This window comes from Paenibacillus sp. LC231, assembly GCF_001860525.1.
GTDB lineage: Bacteria > Bacillota > Bacilli > Paenibacillales > Paenibacillaceae > Paenibacillus_AQ.
In genome coordinates this window covers 47353-68970 of sequence record NZ_JFOM01000018.1, presented here as the reverse complement: position 1 = coordinate 68970, position 21618 = coordinate 47353, and the positions used below count along the sequence as shown (strand labels likewise).

Below are 21618 nucleotides of genomic sequence, written 5' to 3'. Positions count from 1 at the left end.
GTAGGAATACATTTCGGATGTTTTTGCCCATCCCCTCGAAAAGGTGGAATAAGGGAACTTTTGATAAAGATATATTTATCAATATAAAGAATGGGCGCATCTTATTCAAGAAAAGCGCCCGATTGCGGAAGTGTTACTATTTCGTTATCAATAATAAGCTCCGAATCGGCTTGAATGCAAATGTCTATTTTTTGCCGAATGGAAGCCTTCTCATTGAACTCTTCTGTTCGTTACTTCAATGAAAATCAACAACACAGTTTAACAAAGCCATTATTTTAAGTTCTATTTAAATCCTTCTTCGTCTGGAAGAATTCAGCCATTGTCGGCGACCGCGATAGTGCATTTTTCTATGCTAATTCAAGAATTGATTCGGTTGCGGGCCTCAGGGTGAAAACAAAAACTTAGGATCGTAATGGCTCTCATTCTCCGTCATTCAGTATTCAATCCTTATGTGTGTACATTTTCAACGATTTCAATGCCGCAAAAAACAGAATAGCAAGGCTTCTCATTGTGTATACAACTGTACACTTTGTCCTCTATTTGTATAGCTGAAGCAGCTGTAGTAACTTGATCTTGATCCCTTTTGTAAGTAACTATATCATAAAGAAAGAATTAATTTGATGAGAACCACAACAACAAGGAGCGCTGCTACATGAAAGCAATACAATTCACCACGTACAATGCATATGGAGAATTTTGTTTTTATGTTAAAAAAGAACTACTGCAGGAATAATTTCACTTGCCAGAATCACGAGGTGGATTCACCATGTTCATGTAATTTATATCTTCCAGGGTAAACAATATTCACCTCAACCTTTACATGGCGCAGGGAATCTTGGTTTAAAACGAGTTGCTGTTTTCCTGTGGCAATGCTCTTCCATTGATGTGGATGTTTGCGATACAAAGATTCGCCCAAATTGTAAATATCTATACCCTCTTTAAAAGCAGTTTGATACGTTTTGCGGATTTGCTCCTCTATTTTTTCCTGAGCCATTTGTGTGAGTTCCTTTTCGGTAAGGTCCGTATGCAATTCATTGATCCCTGCCTTCACTTTTACTGAAATATCGAAATACGCCTTGTTCAATTTCACAATAGGAGTCACTTCATATTTGGGTTTTTCTGCGACAAGAACAGCCGCAAGCTTCTCTTCGGCAAACAAATCAAGAGGTACTCGGATCGTGTGAGTACTTAGCCAGGGCATTCCCGGCAAATCCTTAAGATCCATTCGTCCATAATAATTGTGTAGATCATATACATGTATGCCAGAATATCTAAGCAGCACATTTGGTTTATTGCATTCCTGCCATTGACCTTTGCGGAGCGATAAAGACGGTATATAACTGGTTCTGGCCTTTTCGTTTGAGTCCAGTACAAATTGTTGCAGGCGGACCGGAGAAAGGATAGAACGCTGTCTGAAATTTTGCTCGGGCTTGTGAAGAATGGATGCATTTGGCGATAATCTAAAAAATGGGGTTGCCAGCAAGATTTCTTCAGGAGGCTCTCTTGTGCTAAACAGCCAGGCCAAGTACCTTATTTCACGATAACGATTGATCAATTCCAGCACTTCTCCGACTTTGTTTTCCTTCATCAATCTCTCGCTGAACAAAATGGCAGAGATTTGTCCCAAGTTTAAGCGTTGTTGTGATGTACTGTACAAATCATTTGCCGCCTCCGTAAACGAGGAACCTTCGCCTTTGCCCACCCAAACCGGGGGCTGCTCCGCTTTTTGCTGTCCCTCCAGCTTGGCCACTGTCGAGAAATCAAGCAATTGCACATATAAGGTGTATTGACCATCGACATAGTCTATTCCAACAGCCGTAGCATAGTTCATGTTTTGCACTTCATATCTGCTCCAGCAACCGGTAAGGGTGAGAAGAAGGAAAAGTGCAACCATACTTTTATATCTCCTCATTTATGCCTGTCCCCTTGCCTTGTAGAATCTCGTGTCTTCAACATGTCCGGTCGAGTTTTTCGCCATGGCCAAGGTAATCGAAACAAAGCGTTGGCCAAGTCTTTAAATGGAGGTGATATTGGGGCCAAGTAAGGCAAGCCGCATGAACGCAATGAGGCTAAATGGCTGAGCACAATAAATAATCCAAGAAAGAAGCCATAAATGCCAAGCATGGCAGACAGAATGAAAAGAAAAAAGCGTAAGATACTAATTGTTCCAGCCAATGATAGGCTCGATAAAGTTGAACCAAAGATTTGTGTAATTGCTCCGATGACAACAATACCAGGGGATAAGAATCCAGCACGAATGGCCGCATCCCCCAGGATAAGTCCTCCTACAACCGTTGCCGTGGAGCCGACCGCAGAAGGGAGTCGGGTACCAGCTTCCCGCAGGATTTCTAAGAAGATAAGTACAATAAACATTTCAGTTGCCACATCAAAAGGGATTCCCAACCGGTTAATCCCCAAAGTGGCAAGCAGATAATAGGGCAGCTGATCTTGATGATAGGAAAGAATGGCAACAAAAAATGCAGGAAGCAGTAGCGATACGGACAAACCAAGTAAACGAAGCGTTTGACCAAATGTAGCTGACAAAGCAGTAAAGTGGATATCTTCGGGTGCTTTCACAAGCAAAAATAAATTGGCAGGCGCAATCAACGCAGCTGGTGTACCATCCACAATCAACGCTACACGGCCATTTAGCATACAGTTAGCGGTAAAGTCTGGTCTGCCTGTATACCCCATCAAAGGAAATAATGCTTTTGTCGGTTCCATTAATTCTTCTAGCTGAGTGGCGCTAAACGCTCCGTCAATGTGAAGATCATCTAATTTATTCTTTACATCTTGAACAATCTTAGGATCAACAATGTCACGCATGTATAGAATCGCAACGGTTGTTTTCGTGCGAACGCCTACTTTTTTCGTTTCATAAACCATACTGGTTGATTTGATTCGTTTCCGAATTAACGCCACATTGACTCCAAGTTCTTCCACAAATCCATCCTTTGGTCCACGTACCGAGACCTCAATACTGGATTCTTCCGGATTTCGCGCTGGTTTTTTTGAGATATCGAGGGAGAATAAGGAGCGTAGGGTCGGAATAAACAAAAGCAGTTTGCCTTCAAAAATATCCGTTTCGGCCGTTTGCTCCCACTCCTCAAGAGTAACGAACTCTAATTGTAGTTGGCTCGACTCGACTATTTCCTCCTGATGATGAAAACCATTGTTTTCATAAAATCGGGTCAAATGAGGAAGCACAGTTTCATGAATGAATGTTTTGTTGTCACTTAACCCCTCACAATAAAGCAATAGGATTCTCGATTGTTCATCATCAGGGTTTAATTTGTAAACATGGTGCTTAACATCTTGACACATTTTAAAGTGTTGGATGAGTGATTGTTCATTAAGTGGTTGCAAGACTGTTGCCTCTGTATTAGGCGATGGCCTCTTGCTTTCTGCCCCCTGATTTCCAAATAATCTTTTCATTCGTCGGAATAGTTTATTCATCCTAGCTAGTCACTCCTTTTGGCGAATTCTTGAGATGATCATTCGACCAACATACAGGATCAAGGTCCCTACTGTAAAGATACAAAATGAAGGAAAATAAAACCTTCCTAACAAGTCTAGAAAAGCCATGTCGCTCATCGGCAGCAAAATGGCAACAAGCATGGCCAATGCGCCAAATAACACAGGTAACCATCTGCGTTTTTGTAAATTCCACAATTCTCCCAAGAGATAGATAGAAAGGGACACACGAATGAATGTACCGGATAGCCACTGGTAAATCGAAAAAAAATCGACATGCTCCACATATTCTCCCAGTCTAACGATTCTCCATTGAGCGTAAGCGGGGTATCTTTGGTTAGCCGCTTCATCAGGGCCAAATATCGCAATCGATCCCATTAATGGTCCTAACGTAATTCCTGTAAGGATGAAGCACATCAACATCAAGCTTTTAAATCCTGGTTTTTTTGTTAATTTGTGCTGAATCAGCAACATCAAGAAAGGCAACTCCAGCAATCCCCCGGCAACGTAAGGAACACCTTTCCATAATGGAGTTGTCCCGTTTTCTAACAAAGGAAAAAGCAGGGTATAATCTTTAAACTGAAAATTGGCAATCGCCACAAGATGACCTAGAATAACAACAAATGGCAACAATATTCCGCTCACAATTGCAATTGTACGGAGTCCTTGAAAAGTAGCAAAGAAGCATGCAACAAGTGTGGTTCCCGCAAGAACTAGTATCGGTGTTTGCGGCAAGTAAGATGCGATTGTCCATGTTAGAGTATCTTTTAAGGAAATAAAGCCCATGAGCCATAATAACAAACTATAAATAATCACTAAGATTGCAGATAAAAACTTTCCAAAGTGCTGATCTAGCCACTTTTTAATGTGTTGATTGTTCATGTTTTGAATGATGTAGTTCAAGCAACCAATCCAGACAGGTGAAGCGACAAAAACAAGAAGCACTACGAGCCAGGCATCTCGCTTTGATGCTTCGAGTAGTAAAGGGATAATAATCACGTGGTTCATTAATCCAACCGAAAGCATAATAATCATGTATGACTGAATAGGAGTAATCTTAGGCAAAAACTCACCTCAAATCCAACAATTTGAAATAGAAACATCATGAGCTATAATTCCCTCAACAACTTCGTTCTATTCATCTGATATTAAGCTAGTCCTGGCTTATATCGGCCGGACCAACTTAGAGCAAGAAAAAAATGCTAAGCCCGTCACATCAAAGGCTTAGCGTATATTTTGTTCATCCAGCCTAGTTATCCATTTTGATAAAACTTTAACGTGCTTGCAGTCAAGCAACCGTTATCCCAACGAAACTACACATTTTCAATAATAATCCTTTGTGCTGTTCTCAGGTTGCGTTGTACAGTTCTCAACACATTTTCTTCTTCTGCGTAAGCACCTACTTGCACACCGTCAACAATTACACGTTTAATAGCCATATTGCTTTTCAGATTAGTCGATTTTCTCTTCAAATTAAACGCGCGTGCTAACCCATTAACATGCCCTTGGACAACCGCTTGCCGCCAATTCGGGTCTCTTAATTTTTGGGCATCGCTTGCATGATCAATAAATCCGTTCTCCGTTAATAAAGCGGGCATTCTGGTTTCTCGCAGTACATGGAAATTGGCCTTTTTTTTGCCACGGTTATGCAAGTTATTTACTTTGACAATTTCTAATGTCCCGAATGAACGCTGTTCTCGATGAATCAGACAAACTGTTATGAATATAATCTTCATACCCATGAGCTGAACCGTTAAATGCATTAACGTGGATGGATAGAAAATAATCTGCACCCCAAGCATTCGCATCATCTGTACGTTCTTTTAAGCTGCGCGTAATATCTGCTGTTCTACTCATTTTAATTTGCAGGCCTTCATAATGGTTTTCCGAGAGATTTCGAATGCTATGGGAAATATTTAAGGTAATTTCTTTTTCCTGCATCCCATTGCCAATAGCTCCTGGGTCCACTCCCCTGTGACCAGGATCTAAATATAATTTAAACATTTTACACCACCTCGTACAAATGCAATATGATCGAAGAGTAACGGAGGTATAGGAATTCTTCTGAGGTACATATAAAAATAGGTGATGATAGGCATTACATTTCATTGAATCAGATGATTTATTTTAAAGCTAAGAAATTTTCCAAATGCGAGACCATATGTATGAGCAGCAGGAATTAATGTTCCATATTTTTCGTGGGTCAGGCAAACTCTTGTTCATCTAGACAGTAGGCTGATTGATTATTGATGCTTCTTTCTTAACAAAACACCTAAGTGATTCTCTGTGCATATACTGTATCATTACTACAGGATTATGATTAAATACAACTCAATCCATACATAAAATAATCAAGGAGAGGTTAATTTTGAAAATTCCAAAGACAGCCAAAGTTAGTATCCCCTTTCCATCCGTATGGGGGATTGATGCTTCTATTGCGGGGAGATCCATTATTAGAGGTATACTTACCATTGATTCCATTGTAGACAACAAAGTAGTAGGTACAGTTAATTTTCGTGGTATATCTATTCCGATTAATGGGTATTGGGACGAAAGCGCTAAACAAATAAGTTTCGATTCACCATATGCCTCCTTTTTTGGCAACTTGACAATATTTGATGAGACCGCTATAAGCATTCGGCATTTCGTTTTAAGTGGACGGTTTATAATGAAACCTCCCTCTTTGCTGGCTGGTGAATATGGAAATTGGATTGCTACAACCTTTACACCCCGTTTGGGACCTCCCATATATACTAATGTTTTACCACCTGCTGGTGCCTTTTCAGTCTCAGGTATGCTCTTGGGACAGCAATTGTTTTAATTAGACCATGACTTTATAAAAACAACCTTCGTTTGTGATTGACTAAGGTTGTTTTTTATAAAGTGTTCTCGGAAAATACAGCCTTGCTTTAAATCTGAGTTTAGCGTATATCTCCGTTAAAATGTACTCGGAACCCTTTGATGATCGTGCCTAGTTAGATAAACAAATATTGATACTTCCTTATAGAAATAGCCTGCTTGGTTAGGTACGTTGTTTCACAATCCCCGGAAATTTTTAATATAAGTAATGAATGCTTATTTTTTTCCTTCCGATAGCTTTCTATATAAAGAAGCTCTAGATACATTTGTAATTTCACAAATTTGATTTACAGTCATATTTCCTTCTTTATATAGCTTTACTGCATAATTCATTCCTGCGTGATTTTTATGATATTTCTTTAACCGTCCTTTAAACTTCCCTTCTTTCTTTGCGAGCTCAATTCCTTCACGCTGACGCATACGAATAAGGTCTCGCTCTAATTGGTTAACACCAGCCATTACCGTAATTAAGAATTGGCTATATGGATTATCTTCTGATAAATCTAGCCATGTATCCTTAAGTGATTTTAAGCTTGCCTTTTTATTTCGTATTAAATCAATCAATTCAAATAAATCTTGCGTACTTCGAGTGATTCGAGTTAAATCTGTAACATAAATAATGTCACCTTCCTGTAAATCCTCTAACATTTTTTGAAGTTGTTCACGATCTTTTGTGGCTCCTGAAATTTTTTCTTCATAAATAATATCCATTCCAATTTCGTTCAATTGCCGAAATTGTCTTGAAGGATTTTGGCTAGTCGAACTGACGCGTACATAACCGATTTTCCGCAAAATTTCACCTCATTTTTGAGACAAGTCTTATGAGACACTCTTAACTATGATTTTATCAGTCTACTATACTTGTATCAATAGAGTACACTCTATTGATATATAATTGAACTAATTAACTGAATAATTACGGAAGTGAGATGATACTGTATGAAATTTGCGAGAGGTAGAGAATTGCTTACACCGGAACAGCGACTGGCCCTTATGCAAATTCCTGAAGATGAGTGGGTTCTGGGAACACACTACACTTTTTCCAAACGGGATTTAGAAATTATAAATAAAAGAAGAAGGGAAGAAAACCGTTTAGGGTTCGCCGTTCAATTAGCCATTCTTCGGTATCCCAGTTGGCCATATACCCATATCAAAAGCATCCCGGATTCAGTCATAAATTATATATCGAAACAAATCGGTGCCATTCCATCTTCGCTTAGTCTTTATCCTCAAAGAGAAAATACACTTTGGGATCATTTAAAAGAAATTCGAAGTGAATACGACCTTGTAACTTTTACTTTAAAGGAATATCGAATGGCATTTAAGCATCTTAATCAATTAGCTTTGGAAAATGGTGATGCTATTCATTTGCTGCATGAATGTATAGATTTTCTTAGAAAAAACAAAATCATCTTACCTGCTATCACTACACTTGAAAGAATGGTGTGGGAAGCAAGGGCAATGGCTGAAAGGAAGCTATTTAATACGGTTAGTCAGTCCCTAACAAATGAGCAAAAAGCAAAACTTGAAGTGATCATTACTTCGCAGCATCTATCCGAATCCAATAAAACGATATTGGGTTGGTTAAAGGAACCACCGGGGCATCCTTCACCCGAAACATTTCTGAAAGTAATAGAACGACTCGAATACATACGGGGAATAGAATTAGAGACGGTAAAAATTAGTCATCTGCATCGCAATCGCCTATCACAGCTATCTCGTTTAGGTTCAAGATATGAGCCTTATGCATTTCGTGACTTTCAAGAAAATAAACGGTATTCGATATTAACCGTCTATTTATTACATCTTACTCAAGAGTTAACGGACAAAGCTTTTGAAATTCATGACAGACAAATACTTAGTCTGTTATCAAAAGGCCGCAAAGCTCAAGAGGAAATTCAGAGACAAAACGGTAAAAAGCTGAATGAGAAAGTTATACACTTTACGAACCTCGGACAAGCTTTAATCAAAGCAAAACAGGAAAAATTAGACGTTTTTGAGGTTTTAGAATCCGTTATTGAATGGAATTCTTTTGTCTCTTCGGTGGAAGAAGCCCAAGAGCTTGCACGTCCTGCCGACTATGATTATTTAGATTTACTGCAAAAACGATTTTATTCACTTAGAAAATATACGCCTACGCTATTAAAAGTATTGGAATTTCATTCGACAAAGGCAAATGAGCCACTTTTACAAGCTATTGAGATTATCCGAGGAATGAACGAATCCGGAAAGCGAAAAGTACCTGATGACTCGCCTGTGGAATTTATTTCAAAACGTTGGAAAAAGCATTTATACGAGGATGATGGTACAACAATCAATCGTCATTACTATGAAATGGCTGTTTTAACAGAACTTCGGGAGCATGTTCGGGCAGGTGATGTTTCCATTGTTGGCAGCAGACAATATAGAGATTTTGAGGAATATTTGTTTTCAGAAGATACATGGAACCAAGCGAAGGAGAATACGAGATTATCAGTTAGTTTATCATTCGAAGATTATATGACGGAGAGAACCAGCAGCCTTAACGAAAGGTTAAAGTGGTTAGGTGCCAATTCCAACAAGTTAGATGGGGTTTCTCTTGAAAAAGGAAAGCTGTCACTTGCACGCTTAGAAAAAGATGTTCCAGAAGAAGCAAAAAAGTTTAGTGCAAGCCTGTATCAAATGCTGCCAAGAATAAAATTAACTGATTTACTCATGGATGTTGCTCATATAACAAGATTTCATGAGCAATTCACCCATGCTTCCAATAATCGAAAACCAGATAAAGAAGAAACAATCATTATCATGGCTGCCCTTTTAGGAATGGGAATGAATATTGGTTTAAGCAAAATGGCTGAAGCAACACCCGGACTTACATATAAGCAATTAGCCAATGTATCTCAATGGCGCATGTATGAAGATGCTATGAATAAAGCCCAAGCTGTATTAGTAAATTTTCATCACAAATTACAATTGCCTTTCTATTGGGGCGATGGTACAACATCTTCGTCAGATGGTATGAGAATGCAAATAGGTGTTTCATCACTACATGCAGATGCAAACCCACATTACGGAACTGGAAAAGGAGCAACCATCTATCGATTTACGAGTGATCAGCTATTTTACGTGGGCAAATAAATACAAAGGCCATTAAAGAAAATTATGGGGATGTTTTGCGATTAGCTCATTCTATAAGGGAAGGAACGGTTTCAGCATCCCTTATTATGGGGAAACTAGGTTCCTATTCAAGACAAAACAGCTTAGCTACAGCCTTACGTGAGATGGGCCGAATAGAAAAAACGATCTTTATTCTTAATTACATTTCAGATGAATCGCTAAGAAGAAAAATACAAAGAGGATTGAATAAAGGAGAAGCCATGAATGGGCTGGCAAGAGCTATTTTCTTCGGAAAACAAGGAGAGCTTAGGGAACGAACCATACAGCATCAGCTTCAAAGGGCCAGTGCTTTAAACATAATTATCAATGCCATTAGTATCTGGAATACCTTACATCTAACAAAAGCAGTTGAATATCAAAAACAGTCTGGTAGTTTTAATGAAGAATTATTACACCATATGTCGCCTCTAGGTTGGGAACATATTAATTTGCTAGGAGAATATCATTTTAATACTGAGAAAATGGTCTCGTTAGATTCTTTAAGACCATTGAAACATTCTTAACGTTGTTAAAAATAGGGGATTCGTCAGGAAAATGGGCTTACCGTTGTAAATCCGCATTTTCCTGACGGTACCCCTTACTGCCAAGTTCGCATTAATAATGGAAAGGGCGGCAAGGATCGCATCGTTCCATTCCCTCAATCATTTAAAGAACTGCTGGCCATGCACGCTGACGCGATGAAGAAAAAACAGGCGGTCTATTTATTTGAATCATCGTGGAAGAAAAAGTACACGGATCGGGGAATACGAAAGATTTTGACCAAATATTCGGAGGAAGCTGAACTTGCTCAAAACCTGTCGCCACACAAGCTGCGTCATTTTCTGTTGACCTGGCTCAAAAAGCAGGGCATCGATGACGCACTCATACAGCCGTATTCCGGTCATGAAAGCCGGAAGTCATTGGAGATCTATTCGAAGCTTGCAATCACAGATGCCCAGCAAGAATATAACGAGGTAATAAATAAATTCCCCATTTAATTTACAACTACTTTGCCCTTGGTGACAGCTACGCTGGTACTACCCCTATTTGGAATCAAGTGCCACCAGGAACTTATTCCATCGAAGTTCAAAATATTGGTACAGGTCCTGTAACTGGAAATGGATATGTAGAGTAACTAACTTAAAAAAAGGAACAGTTGTCCTCAACAACTGTTCCTTTTTTATGAAATTCAAGATTCTTCTTCTTTTCGTAAAAAGATTCCGTAATCAAGAATTATTTGCATTGTCTTTGGACCAATGTTCTTCTTTTCTCTTGCAATTTGAGACTCATCGAAGATAGTTTGCTCATCAGTTCGGACAAAATTACCATGGTGCGTAACAATTTCTTCTATGTCTCTAAGATCTGAGAGAGGCATACCTTTAGTCTCTTCTGCAGTACTTAATTCTGTATCCAAACTATCAATAGAATCTGTTTCCACCTCTTCTGTAACACTCGATTTCGATATGGAGGAACTATCAGCAGGGTTGGCTAATGAATTTATAGTTATGAACATTCCAGAAATCATTGTTACTGCAACGGCTGTTAAAGCTATTTTTTTTAACATTTTAAATACCACCTTTCAATAAATATTATATCCGACTTTTAACCTCCTTATTCCAAATATTGAGAAAACCGAGAAAATTAAGAGTAGAATACCAGATCGAATAAATTCTATTTAATGCATTATCTACTATTTATTGTATCACAATTACACTGTAAATTTAACTTTTTGAATTCATTCACTATCCCATGACACCATGACCATTGAGTTGCGTGATGTATGCTTCTGGCTAGGTTGATCGAGATGCCGATAAATGTGGTGCAGCTGCTCTTTTCTTTTCGGATCCAGATCCCGAATGATTCCTTTGCACAAAATTGAGAACATAATGCTTTTTTTCTCAAAAGACGTTTCAATGCTGTAAACCCAACCAATCGTCCTGGCGATCTGCTCATAAGCTGCTGCTCTTAAGTAAGGAGCAACCTGCCTTTTTACCTCTTCGCTCTTTTCTCTCTCCTACCCATATAACCCTCTCCTTTTTATTTGAGTACCTCCCTGGTCGTTTAATCGTCTGAGAAGGTGCTATGTTGTATGGAGGTTTGTATTCATATACACCCTGCTCACCACTGGCTCCATGCATCAATCGTTTTATTTATTTTTTTCTGACTTGATAAACTCCCCGTGATTATGTGTTCCATGACCATTGGAACCGTTATGTATGCTTCCGGACTATTTTTATCGATATATCGACAAACGCGGCGTAGTTGCTCTTTTCTTTTCGGATCCAGATCTCGAATAATCCCTTTGCTCAAAACTGAGAGCATAATGCTTTTTCTCTCCAGTGCCGTTTCAATAACATATCCTACAGCCATCTGAACTGAACAATCCAGGGCAAAGGCTAGAGCTGCAAATCTTTCATGCTCAAAATTAAAGAAGCGCATCGCCAACCGGCACTTCTCACCCTCGATGTTCATCCGGAATGGTTTATTATCTGCATGTCCCAAGCAGTACTGATAATCATCCACGATAAAATCCCTCCGGAAATTTACTTTAATGACATCCAGGAGTTCTTTAGATTTCAAACCTTCTCTGGCCAACATTTCACCGACCGTTTTCAATGGCAAATCACAGACGTAAGTTATCCTGGCGATTTGCTCATATGCAGATGCTCTTATGTAAGGAGCAACAGGCCTTTTTTTATCACTACGTTCTTTCCTCTCCCCTGCCATAATACCCCCACCTTTTGATAAAGTATCGCCGTAACACTGTTGCGGTGTTGCAGACTTAATTTATGTGTATGAGCGAGGAGGGCAGAGGTATGCATGTTTTTTCATGTGTCCATACTAAGACTATGGGAGGGATCCAATATGAAGATTAGTGATAAAGAAGTTAACGAATTGGTAAAAGCTATTATACAAACAGCCCAAGATAATGGACGAAAGATCAGAAAAAAGCCACAAAAAAAGAAGACATAAATTTGTCCTCTTATTGATGCACTCGCTCTAATACTGCGAGTCTCATTTTGTTTTGTTTGGTCCAATGTCGATACCGAACATCTATTTTAATCGTTGGATCCACATAGGCAAAATCTTTTGTTTCCCTGATGGTTGTCTTTTTCAATATGGGAAATACCTCTTTACGGACTGATGGTGTAATGCCGTATTTCAGCATTCCTACAGACGTGATTACGCCATCTATTTCAACCCCGATCAGCCAAGCAATTTCCCGTTTTGAATAACCGAGGACGACACATTGTTCGCGCTGGTAAACTACTACACGTTGCCAAAGATGCTCCGGCCGTTTACCTGGATAATACCGGCTGTCTCTGCGCTTAATCACGATGCCTTCCAGCTGCTGCTGTTTGCAGAGTTCAAACAAGGGTATGAAGCCATGCTCCATATACCTTATTTTCTTGATCACTTCGTTCTCGGTAACAGCCTCTTCTAAAATCTCCTTACGTTGCATCAGATTAAGCTTCGTCAGGTCCTTACCCTTATACTGCAGAATATCAAAAGCTACGTAGGTAAGCCCTGGTGTTCGATCTATTCCAGGCTTAGGGTTTGATGAAAATCTGGCCATCGTCGCCTCAAAGTCCGGTTTACCGGTAGTGATATCACACACCACAAATTCTCCATCTAATGTCGTCCCCTTGCCAGTTGCTTGGGCAGCTGCTTGGGTGATTTCCTGGTATCGATAACTCACATCATTTTGATGGCGTGTATATAATCTAACTTGCTCCTCTACCTCCAATATCCCCCTAATTCCATCTATCTTTAATTCGGCAATATGGGCCTTTGACTCAAAGGGCTCAGGGGCATCTGCCAACAACATGGGATGTATCATAACCTTCATTCCCCCTAAATATCAGGGTATCATAGCCAGATATCCGATAACACAGGTATATGATGGTATCCATATAAATAAAACAGGCCACATCCCGAAGGAAATGGCCTGTTTATAGCAGTTTTTATTGACGGTTTTGCTAATAGTATACGCTAAACCTACTATTATAATACCTATACTTCTAGTGTCCGCCGATCCTGACGGATGTAGAACTTCAATCCTTTTACTGAGTTGTTCCGGATTCCAAAGGGATAATCACTCCGCCCACCAATTGGATTCGCATCTAAATGCCTGAATAGACCAATGGTAGCTGCTCGTGCGATTTCCTGGTATCGATAACTCACATCATTTTGAGGCAATGTGGGCCTCTGACTCAAAGAGCTTAGTCACGCCTTTTGTCGTAACCCTCCTTTTTTTCCTCAATACGTAACAATTTAAAAAAAGCAGCAGGAAAAATCGCGAACACAATCGCTATTAAAAGCAAACCTAATACCATTGATCTCGACAACTCCCTTCTAAAGTATGATTATATATTCATATAATTCCGAATATTATTTTGAGCCATAAATAAAACTATAATACCTCTACTTATAGTGTCCACCGATCCGATTAGCTCTCTCCATAGCCTGACCAGCATCTAAAAACGAGCTTGCCGGCAAAATAGCCGTTTCGCCAAACCGATCCTTGATGTAATCCACAGTCTTCTCGATGCGTAGCATTTTGTCACGATCCACGAATAAAGACATCTGCAGCGCCCCATCATCCACCAATTCAGATAAATTCACACCTACTCGTCTGACAGGCAAACCGTCCCAAAATCGATGAAACAGCTTCTTCACGGAAGCAAAAACCTCCATCGTCAGGTTGCTCGGTTCTTCCATCTTTGCCTGACGATGAAATCCGGTCGGGAAATCCCAATCGGCCCCCTGGCACCCGACAGAGACAACCCACCCCATCCGATTTTTTTTACGTGCTCTTCTGCAAACGGACATGGTCAGCTCCAATAGCACAGTCTCAATATCATGTGCATCGTGATAATCTCTCGGAAGCGTCATAGTGTTGCCAAAAGCCTTCTGCTCATCCGATATTGGGGAGACAGGTGCGTCATCGATCATGTTAGCGCATTGCCATAGCACCTGCCCATTAACCCCCCACCGTCTGGTTAATCGCGGCAGAGGCGTTTTAGCCAGATCCCCGATTGTCCAGATTCCCATCTTATTCAGATGCCGTTTCATTCGGCTGCCTACGCCCCACATCTCCTCAACTTTGTATTTCCATATGGTCTCCTGCAGTTCTTCCTTCCGCAGATGAAAAATACCGGATTCATTCTTTTTAGCGATCATATCGCAGGCCATCTTACTACCTATTTTATTAGCAGCAATGCCGAACCGAATTCTGACTCCCGTCTGAATCATTACCCGATCTTGAATTTGCTTGGCAACCTCTTCTATGGTTTCTCCAAACATCTTATAATGATTTAATTCGATCCATTGCTCATCAATGCTGTACGGCTCCACTTGGTCGCTATACTCCTCAAAAATCTCAGTAATAAGCAATGAATAGCGTATGTAATCCTCCATATAAGGTGTATTTAAACTAACTAGGCAGGATAGTCGAATTCTTAGTGTTGACAGGAATAAGAAGTTTGTATTAAAATAAAAATTGATTGAAAGACCAATTTAAAAATTGAATAACCAATATAAACGAGAGGAAGACCCTGATGGAAAACAAACAATCTTTTATTGCTGAAGCACGAAGAGAACAGATTATTCAAGCTTGTATTGATACACTCGATGAACTTGGCTATACAAATGTCAGTTTAACTAAAGTCGCTAAAAAGGCAAAAGTGAGTACAGGATTAATTTCGTATCATTTTTCTGGCAAAATGGATTTAATCAATCAAACCTTAGTGCATTTATTTAACAAAAAATTGGATTTTATTAGTGGGAAGGTTGTTCGAGAAGAAACGGCTATTTCACAATTAAAAGCATATATTGAAGCTAGTTTGGCTTACCAAGTGGCTAATTATAAAAATAATATCGCATTGATTGAAATTGTCTTTAACGCTAAAGACGAAGAAGGAGTGCCTTACTATAAAGCTGATGATGACGAGGAAGATCTGTTAAATGTATTGCTCAAAGAGATTTTATTAGAGGGACAAAAGAAACAAGAGTTTTCTAATGAATTTGATGTAGAAATGATCTGTGTTCTGATTCAAGGTGCAATAGAAGAAAGTATGCTTAAAAATAGGGCTTCCTTTAGTCTTGAGAAGTATAGGGATGATTTAACTAGAGTAATAACAAAAATAGTTATGTAACATCAAAAGGTCTATTTCCCTTTAATTAGAATAATTGATGGTTGAATAAGGATATATATTTATGCGTATTTGTTGTTTGATAATTATTATTTTCATTTGTATTGAATATTTTTGTCAGAATTTCAAGATACTCTAAACATCTTAATTCAACTATTTTTAACTATAAAGTCTCGGAGGTAACAATCCCAATGAAAAATACATCCACAATTGGTATGGGTTTCTTGGAAAAATTGATTGCAGTATTATTTCCTATTGTTTTAGGAACGATAGGTTGGTTTCTTCCAAAGTTGTTGGAATTCGTAAAAAGAATATCTTTCTTTTCTGATTCAAAAGTCATTGAACTTTTGGATGCATTCAACCCTTTTTGGGTGTCTATTATCTTGATGTTCGTAGGTGTAGTTATAGGTGTTCTTTTATCACTAACAGTTTATAGTGAAGCACTAAAAATGAGCATAAGCGATCAAGAAATATTGATCAATAAAGATGATAAAGAAAAGATAATTAGAAAATCTGAGGTAAAAGAAATCTTTATGGAAGATAATAATGTCGTAATTACTGGAAATAAAGGTCAAGAACTTTTGAGTGAAAAGACGGATATTAAGAAGGAAAAAATACGAGAAATCTTTCTGTATCATCATTACCTTTGGTGTGAACAGGACCCTTATGTAGATGAATTCAAACTTTGGGCCCTAGAAGATCATTTACTTGGGGAGAACACCAATTCAATCTTATATGAACGTAGAAATGCAATTAGAGAAGGAGATAAGAAAAAGGCAAAAAATTTAAAAATGGATTTAAATGAGCTAGGGGTAGTTGTGAAAGATCAGGGTAAGGATCAATATGTACGAAAGATTTAACTAAACAAGCCAAATTTAAAAAAGTCGGTTCCTTAGCGTATAGGAATTCGACTTTTTAGGTTGCAATTTGCTTAGCGTATAATATATGCGTTTTGTCGACATGACCCCTATAATGATTAATTGTAAACAGTGGAAAGAGCAACTGCGTCACCTTTGCAGATATCCAACCCACTAAAAAAAACCAACTTTTAGTACATATGGGTGTTTATATATATGAGAACCTAGAATAAGGCTAAGGAGATGGGAAAAGCATGAGATCAAAATTTATAGTTAGTTTTATTGCAGTCGGCATTATAGCATCTGCTTTAAGTTATGCAAGTGCAAATAATGCATTAAAAATGCCCGAGAATCCAAGGACCGAGGCAATTGCTGTCGTAGAAAGATATTTTAGTGATTTACAAACTGGTAATTTTGAAGATGCAATAAAAATCTCTGATAATCACATTTATAAAGATGAAAAAACTGCACTGGAAAGAACAATCTTAAATAACACTCACAATCACGTAAAAGACTTCGAAATTACTTCAGTAGATGACTCCGACCCTAGGAGTATTAAAGTCTCTGTGAAAGTAGAAGAAACGGCTAATGGTGAACTTCCACCTGTAACGTATGATGTTGATTTCAAGAACGGTAAATATAAATTGCAAATAAAAACAGTGATTATTGATATGAACCCCTCATCTCCAACATATAAGAAAGTTGAATATAATAAGAATGTGAAATATGAGGACTAAAGTATTATTCCCTTATTTTTGTGTAAAAGGTATGATATGGAAAAAGGAGGGAATAAATTGAAAAAACGATCTTTATTGGTGGCTTTAGTGATGGCAGTAACATTTAGTTTTGGTAGTATTGTTTCGGCAAGCGAGGTTACAAACACACATTCTTCAAGTGATTCTTTAAGCACTTATTCCTTTGAAAGTGCGGCGAATTCATACTTCACAGGGTATGTACAGCAAAACATTAGTGAAACTGCAAAAGTTAGCGGTGAAGACTATGAAAAATTGGAACGCCAATTTGAGCTTAACAAAGATAATCCCCTGAAGAATTACAAAATCAGCCAAATTGATGATTCAAACCCTCAAAACATTTCGTTCTCTGTAGAATTAACCTATGATGATCTTGGTACACTTCCTCCCGTTCCCTATGAAGCTGAGTTAGTAAATGGAAGTTACAAAATTGAACCAGTTGAGAATGTAATTGTTGATATGGATCCTGAATCCAGTGAGTATAGAAGTGTTGTTGTAGAAGATAAAGTCACATATGCCTCAGATGAGCAAAATGATAACGGATCAGAAATTAGTCCCTACGCAACTTTAAGTTATTATGCTGGTGATTTCATTTATGAAAATGAGCTTAAATTTTTTAATACTTCATTGTTCGATACAACTAAGGGAAGTGTCACCATTATAGGATGGCAACAAAGTAACCTCGGCGTTCCTACTGAATATGTTGTTGCCCTGAGGTATACCATTGCAACAACTGGTACCAGCGGCCAGATTATTAAGTTAGGGAATGCCGTACAAGTCCCTGGTGAATATAAAAAGGACACAGACAGGTTCACCAAAATTTGTACAAGCATTACCAACGGTAAGAATAGAGCTCTTTTAGTTGAAAACAAAGGTACTGGGAACGTTAAATTCGCAGGAAATACCTACGAATAAATACTAGCCCAAAAGAAAAGCGAACGATCGATCTTCCTTAGGAAAATCATCGTTCGCTTTTTTTTTGGGGACCTTCTGATTAACCAAATTCATTTTGTTGAACCTGATAAGGGTTAGTAACTTGGAAAACTAAAAACTGAAAGGAGCTATTAGGACATGAAGAGTAGAAAACTATTTTTAGTATCGTCTACTACAACACCGGAAAGAGCTATTCCCCAGACACCGATGGAGGCTGAGTTAAGGGAATGATGCTTTATATAACAGATACAAACTATTTAGATGAAAAAAGCCGAGAGGAAGGATATCGCATATGTCAGGTGGCTTAATCTCATTTTTCTCGTTACCAGGAAGTGTTTGTAACTGATCTATTGCGTCCGGCTTAATTTCTTGGAAATTAATATTAAATTGTGCCCTCAGTTCACCTGCTGTAGTTTGATTTCCCTCGCTATCGATGATGATTGTATCATCACCTTGATCTGGCCCAACCCAGGCTTTCTCAACACCAGAAGTCTTAACTTCTGTAAATTTTTCATCAGGAACAAATTCAGGCGAGGCTGCAGCAAAAGCTACTGTTGCCGTAAAAAAAGACACTGCCAATACACTCATAATGATTTTTTTCATTTTGATTTCTCCTTGTTGTATATTTTCTTGGCATCAATCAACCATTGCCCCTCTTTTAGGATCTCTTGCTTGTTACGGCCAAACCTATTGATAGACTTAACGAATAATATATCGCCTTCACGCAAAACACGCTTCAGGAGCTTATATTCAGGCCGGTTGAAATTTCTTCCTCAACTGTTAACCACTTTTAGGTGAATGCATAGGTACTTAATAAGAGGTTCAAAGAAAATCATAACTATCTTGTAACAAATTACGTTATTCCTATTGTCATACCAATTTAGGAGCCTGGCAAGGGTTAGTAACTAGGAAAACTAAAATTGAAAGGAGCCAATAAGACCATGAAAACTAGAAAACTATTATCAGTTCTGCTTGGTGGAGTTGTTGCAGGTGCTATTTTAGTATCGTCTACTACAACGGCTGAAAGAGCTATTGCCCAGACACCGATGGAGGCTGCAGAAGAATATTTTGATGCGCTGATAGCTAAGGATAAAGATGGAATGATGTTTTATTCGAAAGATACAAACTATTTAGGGGTTCCGTCAGGAAAATGCGGATTTACAACGTTAAACTATTTTTTTGGAAACAAAAACCTTGCTTCCCCAACGCTAAGCAGAAGAAGCAAGGTGAGTTAATAATTTCACTTGCCAGAATCACGAGGTGGATTCACCATGTTCATGTAATTTATATCTTCCAGGGTAAACAATATTCACCTCAACCTTTACATGGCGCAGGGAATCTTGGTTTAAAACGAGTTGCTGTTTTCCTGTGGCAATGCTCTTCCATTGATGTGGATGTTTGCGATACAAAGATTCGCCCAAATTGTAAATATCTATACCCTCTTTAAAAGCAGTTTGATACGTTTTGCGGATTTGCTCCTCTATTTTTTCCTGAGCCATTTGTGTGAGTTCCTTTTCGGTAAGGTCCGTATGCAATTCATTGATCCCTGCCTTCACTTTTACTGAAATATCGAAATACGCCTTGTTCAATTTCACAATAGGAGTCACTTCATATTTGGGTTTTTCTGCGACAAGAACAGCCGCAAGCTTCTCTTCGGCAAACAAATCAAGAGGTACTCGGATCGTGTGAGTACTTAGCCAGGGCATTCCCGGCAAATCCTTAAGATCCATTCGTCCATAATAATTGTGTAGATCATATACATGTATGCCAGAATATCTAAGCAGCTCTTTTGGTTTATTACTTTCCTGCCATTGACCTTTGCGAAGCGATAATTCCGGTATATAACTGGTTCTGGCCTTTTCGTTTGAGTCCAGTACAAATTGTTGCAGGCGGACCGGAGAAAGGATAGAACGCTGTCTGAAATTTTGCTCGGGCTTGTGAAGAATGGATGCATTTGGCGATAATCTAAAAAATGGGGTTGCCAGCAAGATTTCTTCAGGAGGCTCTCTTGTGCTAAACAGCCAGGCCAAGTACCTTATTTCACGATAACGATTGATCAATTCCAGCACTTCTCCGACTTTGTTTTCCTTCATCAATCTCTCGCTGAACAAAATGGCAGAGATTTGTCCCAAGTTTAAGCGTTGTTGTGATGTACTGTACAAATCATTTGCCGCCTCCGTAAACGAGGAACCTTCGCCTTTGCCCACCCAAACCGGGGGCTGCTCCGCTTTTTGCTGTCCCTCCAGCTTGGCCACTGTCGAGAAATCAAGCAATTGCACATATAAGGTGTATTGACCATCGACATAGTCTATTCCAACAGCCGTAGCATAGTTCATGTTTTGCACTTCATATCTGCTCCAGCAACCGGTAAGGGTGAGAAGAAGGAAAAGTGCAACCATACTTTTATATCTCCTCATTTATGCCTGTCCCCTTGCCTTGTAGAATCTCGTGTCTTCAACATGTCCGGTCGAGTTTTTCGCCATGGCCAAGGTAATCGAAACAAAGCGTTGGCCAAGTCTTTAAATGGAGGTGATATTGGGGCCAAGTAAGGCAAGCCGCATGAACGCAATGAGGCTAAATGGCTGAGCACAATAAATAATCCAAGAAAGAAGCCATAAATGCCAAGCATGGCAGACAGAATGAAAAGAAAAAAGCGTAAGATACTAATTGTTCCAGCCAATGATAGGCTCGATAAAGTTGAACCAAAGATTTGTGTAATTGCTCCGATGACAACAATACCAGGGGATAAGAATCCAGCACGAATGGCCGCATCCCCCAGGATAAGTCCTCCTACAACCGTTGCCGTGGAGCCGACCGCAGAAGGCAATCGGATACCAGCTTCCCGCAGGATTTCTAAGAAGAGAAGTACAATAAACATTTCAACTGCCACATCAAAAGGGATTCCCAACCGGTTAATCCCCAAAGTGGCAAGTAGATAATAGGGCAGCTGATCTTGATGATAGGTAAGAATGGCAACAAAAAATGCAGGAAGCAGTAGCGATATGGACAAGCCAAGTAAACGAAGCGTTTGACCAAATGTAGCTGCCAAAGCAGTAAAGTGGATATCTTCGGGTGCTTTCACAAGCAAAAATAAATTGGCAGGCGCAATCAACGCAGCTGGTGTACCATCCACAATCAACGCTACACGGCCATTTAGCATACAGTTAGCGGTAAAGTCTGGTCTGCCTGTATACCCCATCAAAGGAAATAATGCTTTTGTCGGTTCCATTAATTCTTCTAGCTGAGTGGCGCTAAACGCTCCGTCAATGTGAAGATCATCTAATTTATTCTTTACATCTTGAACAATCTTAGGATCAACAATGTCACGCATGTATAGAATCGCAACGGTTGTTTTCGTGCGAACGCCTACTTTTTTCGTTTCATAAACCATACTGGGGTAATACCAGCGTAGCTGATACCACCCGCAAACGCATGGATAAAAATGTAAGAACT

Annotated in this window: 18 protein-coding genes and 3 pseudogenes; 8 read left to right on the top strand and 13 right to left on the bottom strand. The window is 39.1% G+C overall.

Annotation, left to right across the window (positions count from 1 at the left end; translation table 11 throughout):
• Positions 1-748: 748 nt before the first annotated feature.
• The 4 genes and pseudogenes from AK95_RS14770 to AK95_RS14755 form a co-directional block, all read right to left on the bottom strand.
• Complete coding sequence (locus tag AK95_RS14770) at positions 749-1894, bottom strand: Ger(x)C family spore germination protein (RefSeq protein ID WP_071220745.1); 1146 nt, start codon at positions 1892-1894, stop codon at positions 749-751.
• Positions 1895-1908: 14 nt separating this feature from the next.
• On the bottom strand, positions 1909-3456 hold the full coding sequence (locus AK95_RS14765; protein WP_235613118.1) for a spore germination protein: 1548 nt from the start codon (positions 3454-3456) through the stop codon (positions 1909-1911).
• A gap of 9 nt (positions 3457-3465) precedes the next feature.
• Positions 3466-4539: a GerAB/ArcD/ProY family transporter gene (locus tag AK95_RS14760; RefSeq protein WP_082834228.1), complete on the bottom strand. Its 1074-nt coding sequence runs from the start codon at positions 4537-4539 to the stop codon at positions 3466-3468.
• 248 nt (positions 4540-4787) lie between these two features.
• Positions 4788-5478, bottom strand: a pseudogene (locus tag AK95_RS14755) (N-acetylmuramoyl-L-alanine amidase family protein).
• Positions 5479-5842: 364 nt separating this feature from the next.
• Here AK95_RS14755 and AK95_RS14750 point away from each other — a divergent pair.
• Entirely contained in the window at positions 5843-6295 is a 453-nt protein-coding gene (locus tag AK95_RS14750) for a hypothetical protein (protein ID WP_063477456.1), read from the top strand.
• Between the two features lie 254 nt (positions 6296-6549).
• On the opposite strand, the gene AK95_RS14745 is transcribed toward AK95_RS14750, so the two are convergent.
• Complete coding sequence (locus AK95_RS14745; protein WP_063477457.1) at positions 6550-7125, bottom strand: recombinase family protein; 576 nt, start codon at positions 7123-7125, stop codon at positions 6550-6552.
• A gap of 147 nt (positions 7126-7272) precedes the next feature.
• Here AK95_RS14745 and AK95_RS14740 point away from each other — a divergent pair.
• Together AK95_RS14740 and AK95_RS14730 are read left to right on the top strand one after the other, a co-directional pair.
• Positions 7273-9992, top strand: a pseudogene (locus AK95_RS14740) (Tn3 family transposase).
• Between the two features lie 18 nt (positions 9993-10010).
• Complete coding sequence (locus AK95_RS14730; RefSeq protein ID WP_074961855.1) at positions 10011-10466, top strand: tyrosine-type recombinase/integrase; 456 nt, start codon at positions 10011-10013, stop codon at positions 10464-10466.
• A gap of 191 nt (positions 10467-10657) precedes the next feature.
• Here the strand turns inward: AK95_RS14730 and AK95_RS14725 are convergent, their stop codons facing one another.
• The 4 genes from AK95_RS14725 to AK95_RS14710 all read right to left on the bottom strand — a co-directional run bounded on the left by AK95_RS14725 (position 10658) and on the right by AK95_RS14710 (position 14928).
• Entirely contained in the window at positions 10658-11032 is a 375-nt protein-coding gene (locus AK95_RS14725; protein ID WP_071220742.1) for a hypothetical protein, read from the bottom strand.
• Positions 11033-11586: 554 nt separating this feature from the next.
• Positions 11587-12195, bottom strand: a complete 609-nt coding sequence (locus AK95_RS14720; protein ID WP_071220741.1) for a hypothetical protein — start codon at positions 12193-12195, stop codon at positions 11587-11589.
• Between the two features lie 256 nt (positions 12196-12451).
• Complete coding sequence (locus AK95_RS14715) at positions 12452-13309, bottom strand: ATP-dependent DNA ligase (protein ID WP_162487582.1); 858 nt, start codon at positions 13307-13309, stop codon at positions 12452-12454.
• 584 nt (positions 13310-13893) lie between these two features.
• Positions 13894-14928 carry a DNA polymerase IV gene (locus AK95_RS14710; RefSeq protein WP_481855851.1) on the bottom strand — a complete coding sequence of 345 codons (1035 nt, stop codon included), beginning with the start codon at positions 14926-14928 and terminating at the stop codon, positions 13894-13896.
• A 101-nt stretch (positions 14929-15029) separates the two neighbouring features.
• Between AK95_RS14710 and AK95_RS14705 the strand changes: the two genes are divergently transcribed.
• From AK95_RS14705 to AK95_RS14690, 4 genes are all read left to right on the top strand, one after another.
• On the top strand, positions 15030-15626 hold the full coding sequence (locus tag AK95_RS14705; protein ID WP_071220739.1) for a TetR/AcrR family transcriptional regulator: 597 nt from the start codon (positions 15030-15032) through the stop codon (positions 15624-15626).
• A 188-nt stretch (positions 15627-15814) separates the two neighbouring features.
• Positions 15815-16483 (top strand): YqeB family protein, encoded by a 669-nt coding sequence (locus AK95_RS14700; RefSeq protein ID WP_071220738.1) that lies wholly within the window; start codon positions 15815-15817, stop codon positions 16481-16483.
• Between the two features lie 251 nt (positions 16484-16734).
• Positions 16735-17217, top strand: a complete 483-nt coding sequence (locus AK95_RS14695) for a hypothetical protein (protein ID WP_071220737.1) — start codon at positions 16735-16737, stop codon at positions 17215-17217.
• A 57-nt stretch (positions 17218-17274) separates the two neighbouring features.
• Entirely contained in the window at positions 17275-18147 is an 873-nt protein-coding gene (locus tag AK95_RS14690) for a hypothetical protein (protein ID WP_071220736.1), read from the top strand.
• Positions 18148-18384: 237 nt separating this feature from the next.
• Here the strand turns inward: AK95_RS14690 and AK95_RS14685 are convergent, their stop codons facing one another.
• The gene (locus AK95_RS14685; RefSeq protein ID WP_071220735.1) at positions 18385-18768 is read right to left on the bottom strand and encodes a hypothetical protein; all 384 of its coding nucleotides are present in this window, start codon (positions 18766-18768) and stop codon (positions 18385-18387) included.
• A gap of 20 nt (positions 18769-18788) precedes the next feature.
• A pseudogene (locus AK95_RS35315) lies at positions 18789-18938 on the bottom strand (recombinase family protein); the annotation flags it as partial.
• A 168-nt stretch (positions 18939-19106) separates the two neighbouring features.
• On the opposite strand from AK95_RS35315, the gene AK95_RS14680 reads away from it, so the two are divergent.
• Positions 19107-19400, top strand: a complete 294-nt coding sequence (locus AK95_RS14680) for a hypothetical protein (RefSeq protein ID WP_071220734.1) — start codon at positions 19107-19109, stop codon at positions 19398-19400.
• 18 nt (positions 19401-19418) lie between these two features.
• Here AK95_RS14680 and AK95_RS14675 read toward each other — a convergent pair whose 3' ends face one another.
• The gene (locus tag AK95_RS14675) at positions 19419-20564 is read right to left on the bottom strand and encodes a Ger(x)C family spore germination protein (protein WP_071220733.1); all 1146 of its coding nucleotides are present in this window, start codon (positions 20562-20564) and stop codon (positions 19419-19421) included.
• Positions 20565-20578: 14 nt separating this feature from the next.
• The gene (locus AK95_RS14670) at positions 20579-21556 is read right to left on the bottom strand and encodes a spore germination protein (protein ID WP_071220732.1); all 978 of its coding nucleotides are present in this window, start codon (positions 21554-21556) and stop codon (positions 20579-20581) included.
• Positions 21557-21618 lie beyond the last annotated feature (62 nt).

Excerpts from the sequence above, each read along its gene's own strand:
- AK95_RS14705 (WP_071220739.1), top strand. The coding sequence starts at position 15,030 with ATGGAAAACAAACAATCTTTTATTGCTGAAGCACGAAGAGAACAGATT.
- AK95_RS14770 (WP_071220745.1), bottom strand. The coding sequence starts at position 1,894 with ATGGTTGCACTTTTCCTTCTTCTCACCCTTACCGGTTGCTGGAGCAGA.
- AK95_RS14680 (WP_071220734.1), top strand. The coding sequence starts at position 19,107 with ATGAAAACTAGAAAACTATTATCAGTTCTGCTTGGTGGAGTTGTTGCA.
- AK95_RS14715 (WP_162487582.1), bottom strand. The coding sequence starts at position 13,309 with ATGATACATCCCATGTTGTTGGCAGATGCCCCTGAGCCCTTTGAGTCA.
- AK95_RS14675 (WP_071220733.1), bottom strand. The coding sequence starts at position 20,564 with ATGGTTGCACTTTTCCTTCTTCTCACCCTTACCGGTTGCTGGAGCAGA.
- AK95_RS14700 (WP_071220738.1), top strand. The coding sequence starts at position 15,815 with ATGAAAAATACATCCACAATTGGTATGGGTTTCTTGGAAAAATTGATT.
- AK95_RS14695 (WP_071220737.1), top strand. The coding sequence starts at position 16,735 with ATGAGATCAAAATTTATAGTTAGTTTTATTGCAGTCGGCATTATAGCA.
- AK95_RS14685 (WP_071220735.1), bottom strand. The coding sequence starts at position 18,768 with ATGAAAAAAATCATTATGAGTGTATTGGCAGTGTCTTTTTTTACGGCA.
- AK95_RS14765 (WP_235613118.1), bottom strand. The coding sequence starts at position 3,456 with ATGAATAAACTATTCCGACGAATGAAAAGATTATTTGGAAATCAGGGG.
- AK95_RS14725 (WP_071220742.1), bottom strand. The coding sequence starts at position 11,032 with ATGTTAAAAAAAATAGCTTTAACAGCCGTTGCAGTAACAATGATTTCT.
- AK95_RS14670 (WP_071220732.1), bottom strand. The coding sequence starts at position 21,556 with ATGGTTTATGAAACGAAAAAAGTAGGCGTTCGCACGAAAACAACCGTT.
- AK95_RS14720 (WP_071220741.1), bottom strand. The coding sequence starts at position 12,195 with ATGGCAGGGGAGAGGAAAGAACGTAGTGATAAAAAAAGGCCTGTTGCT.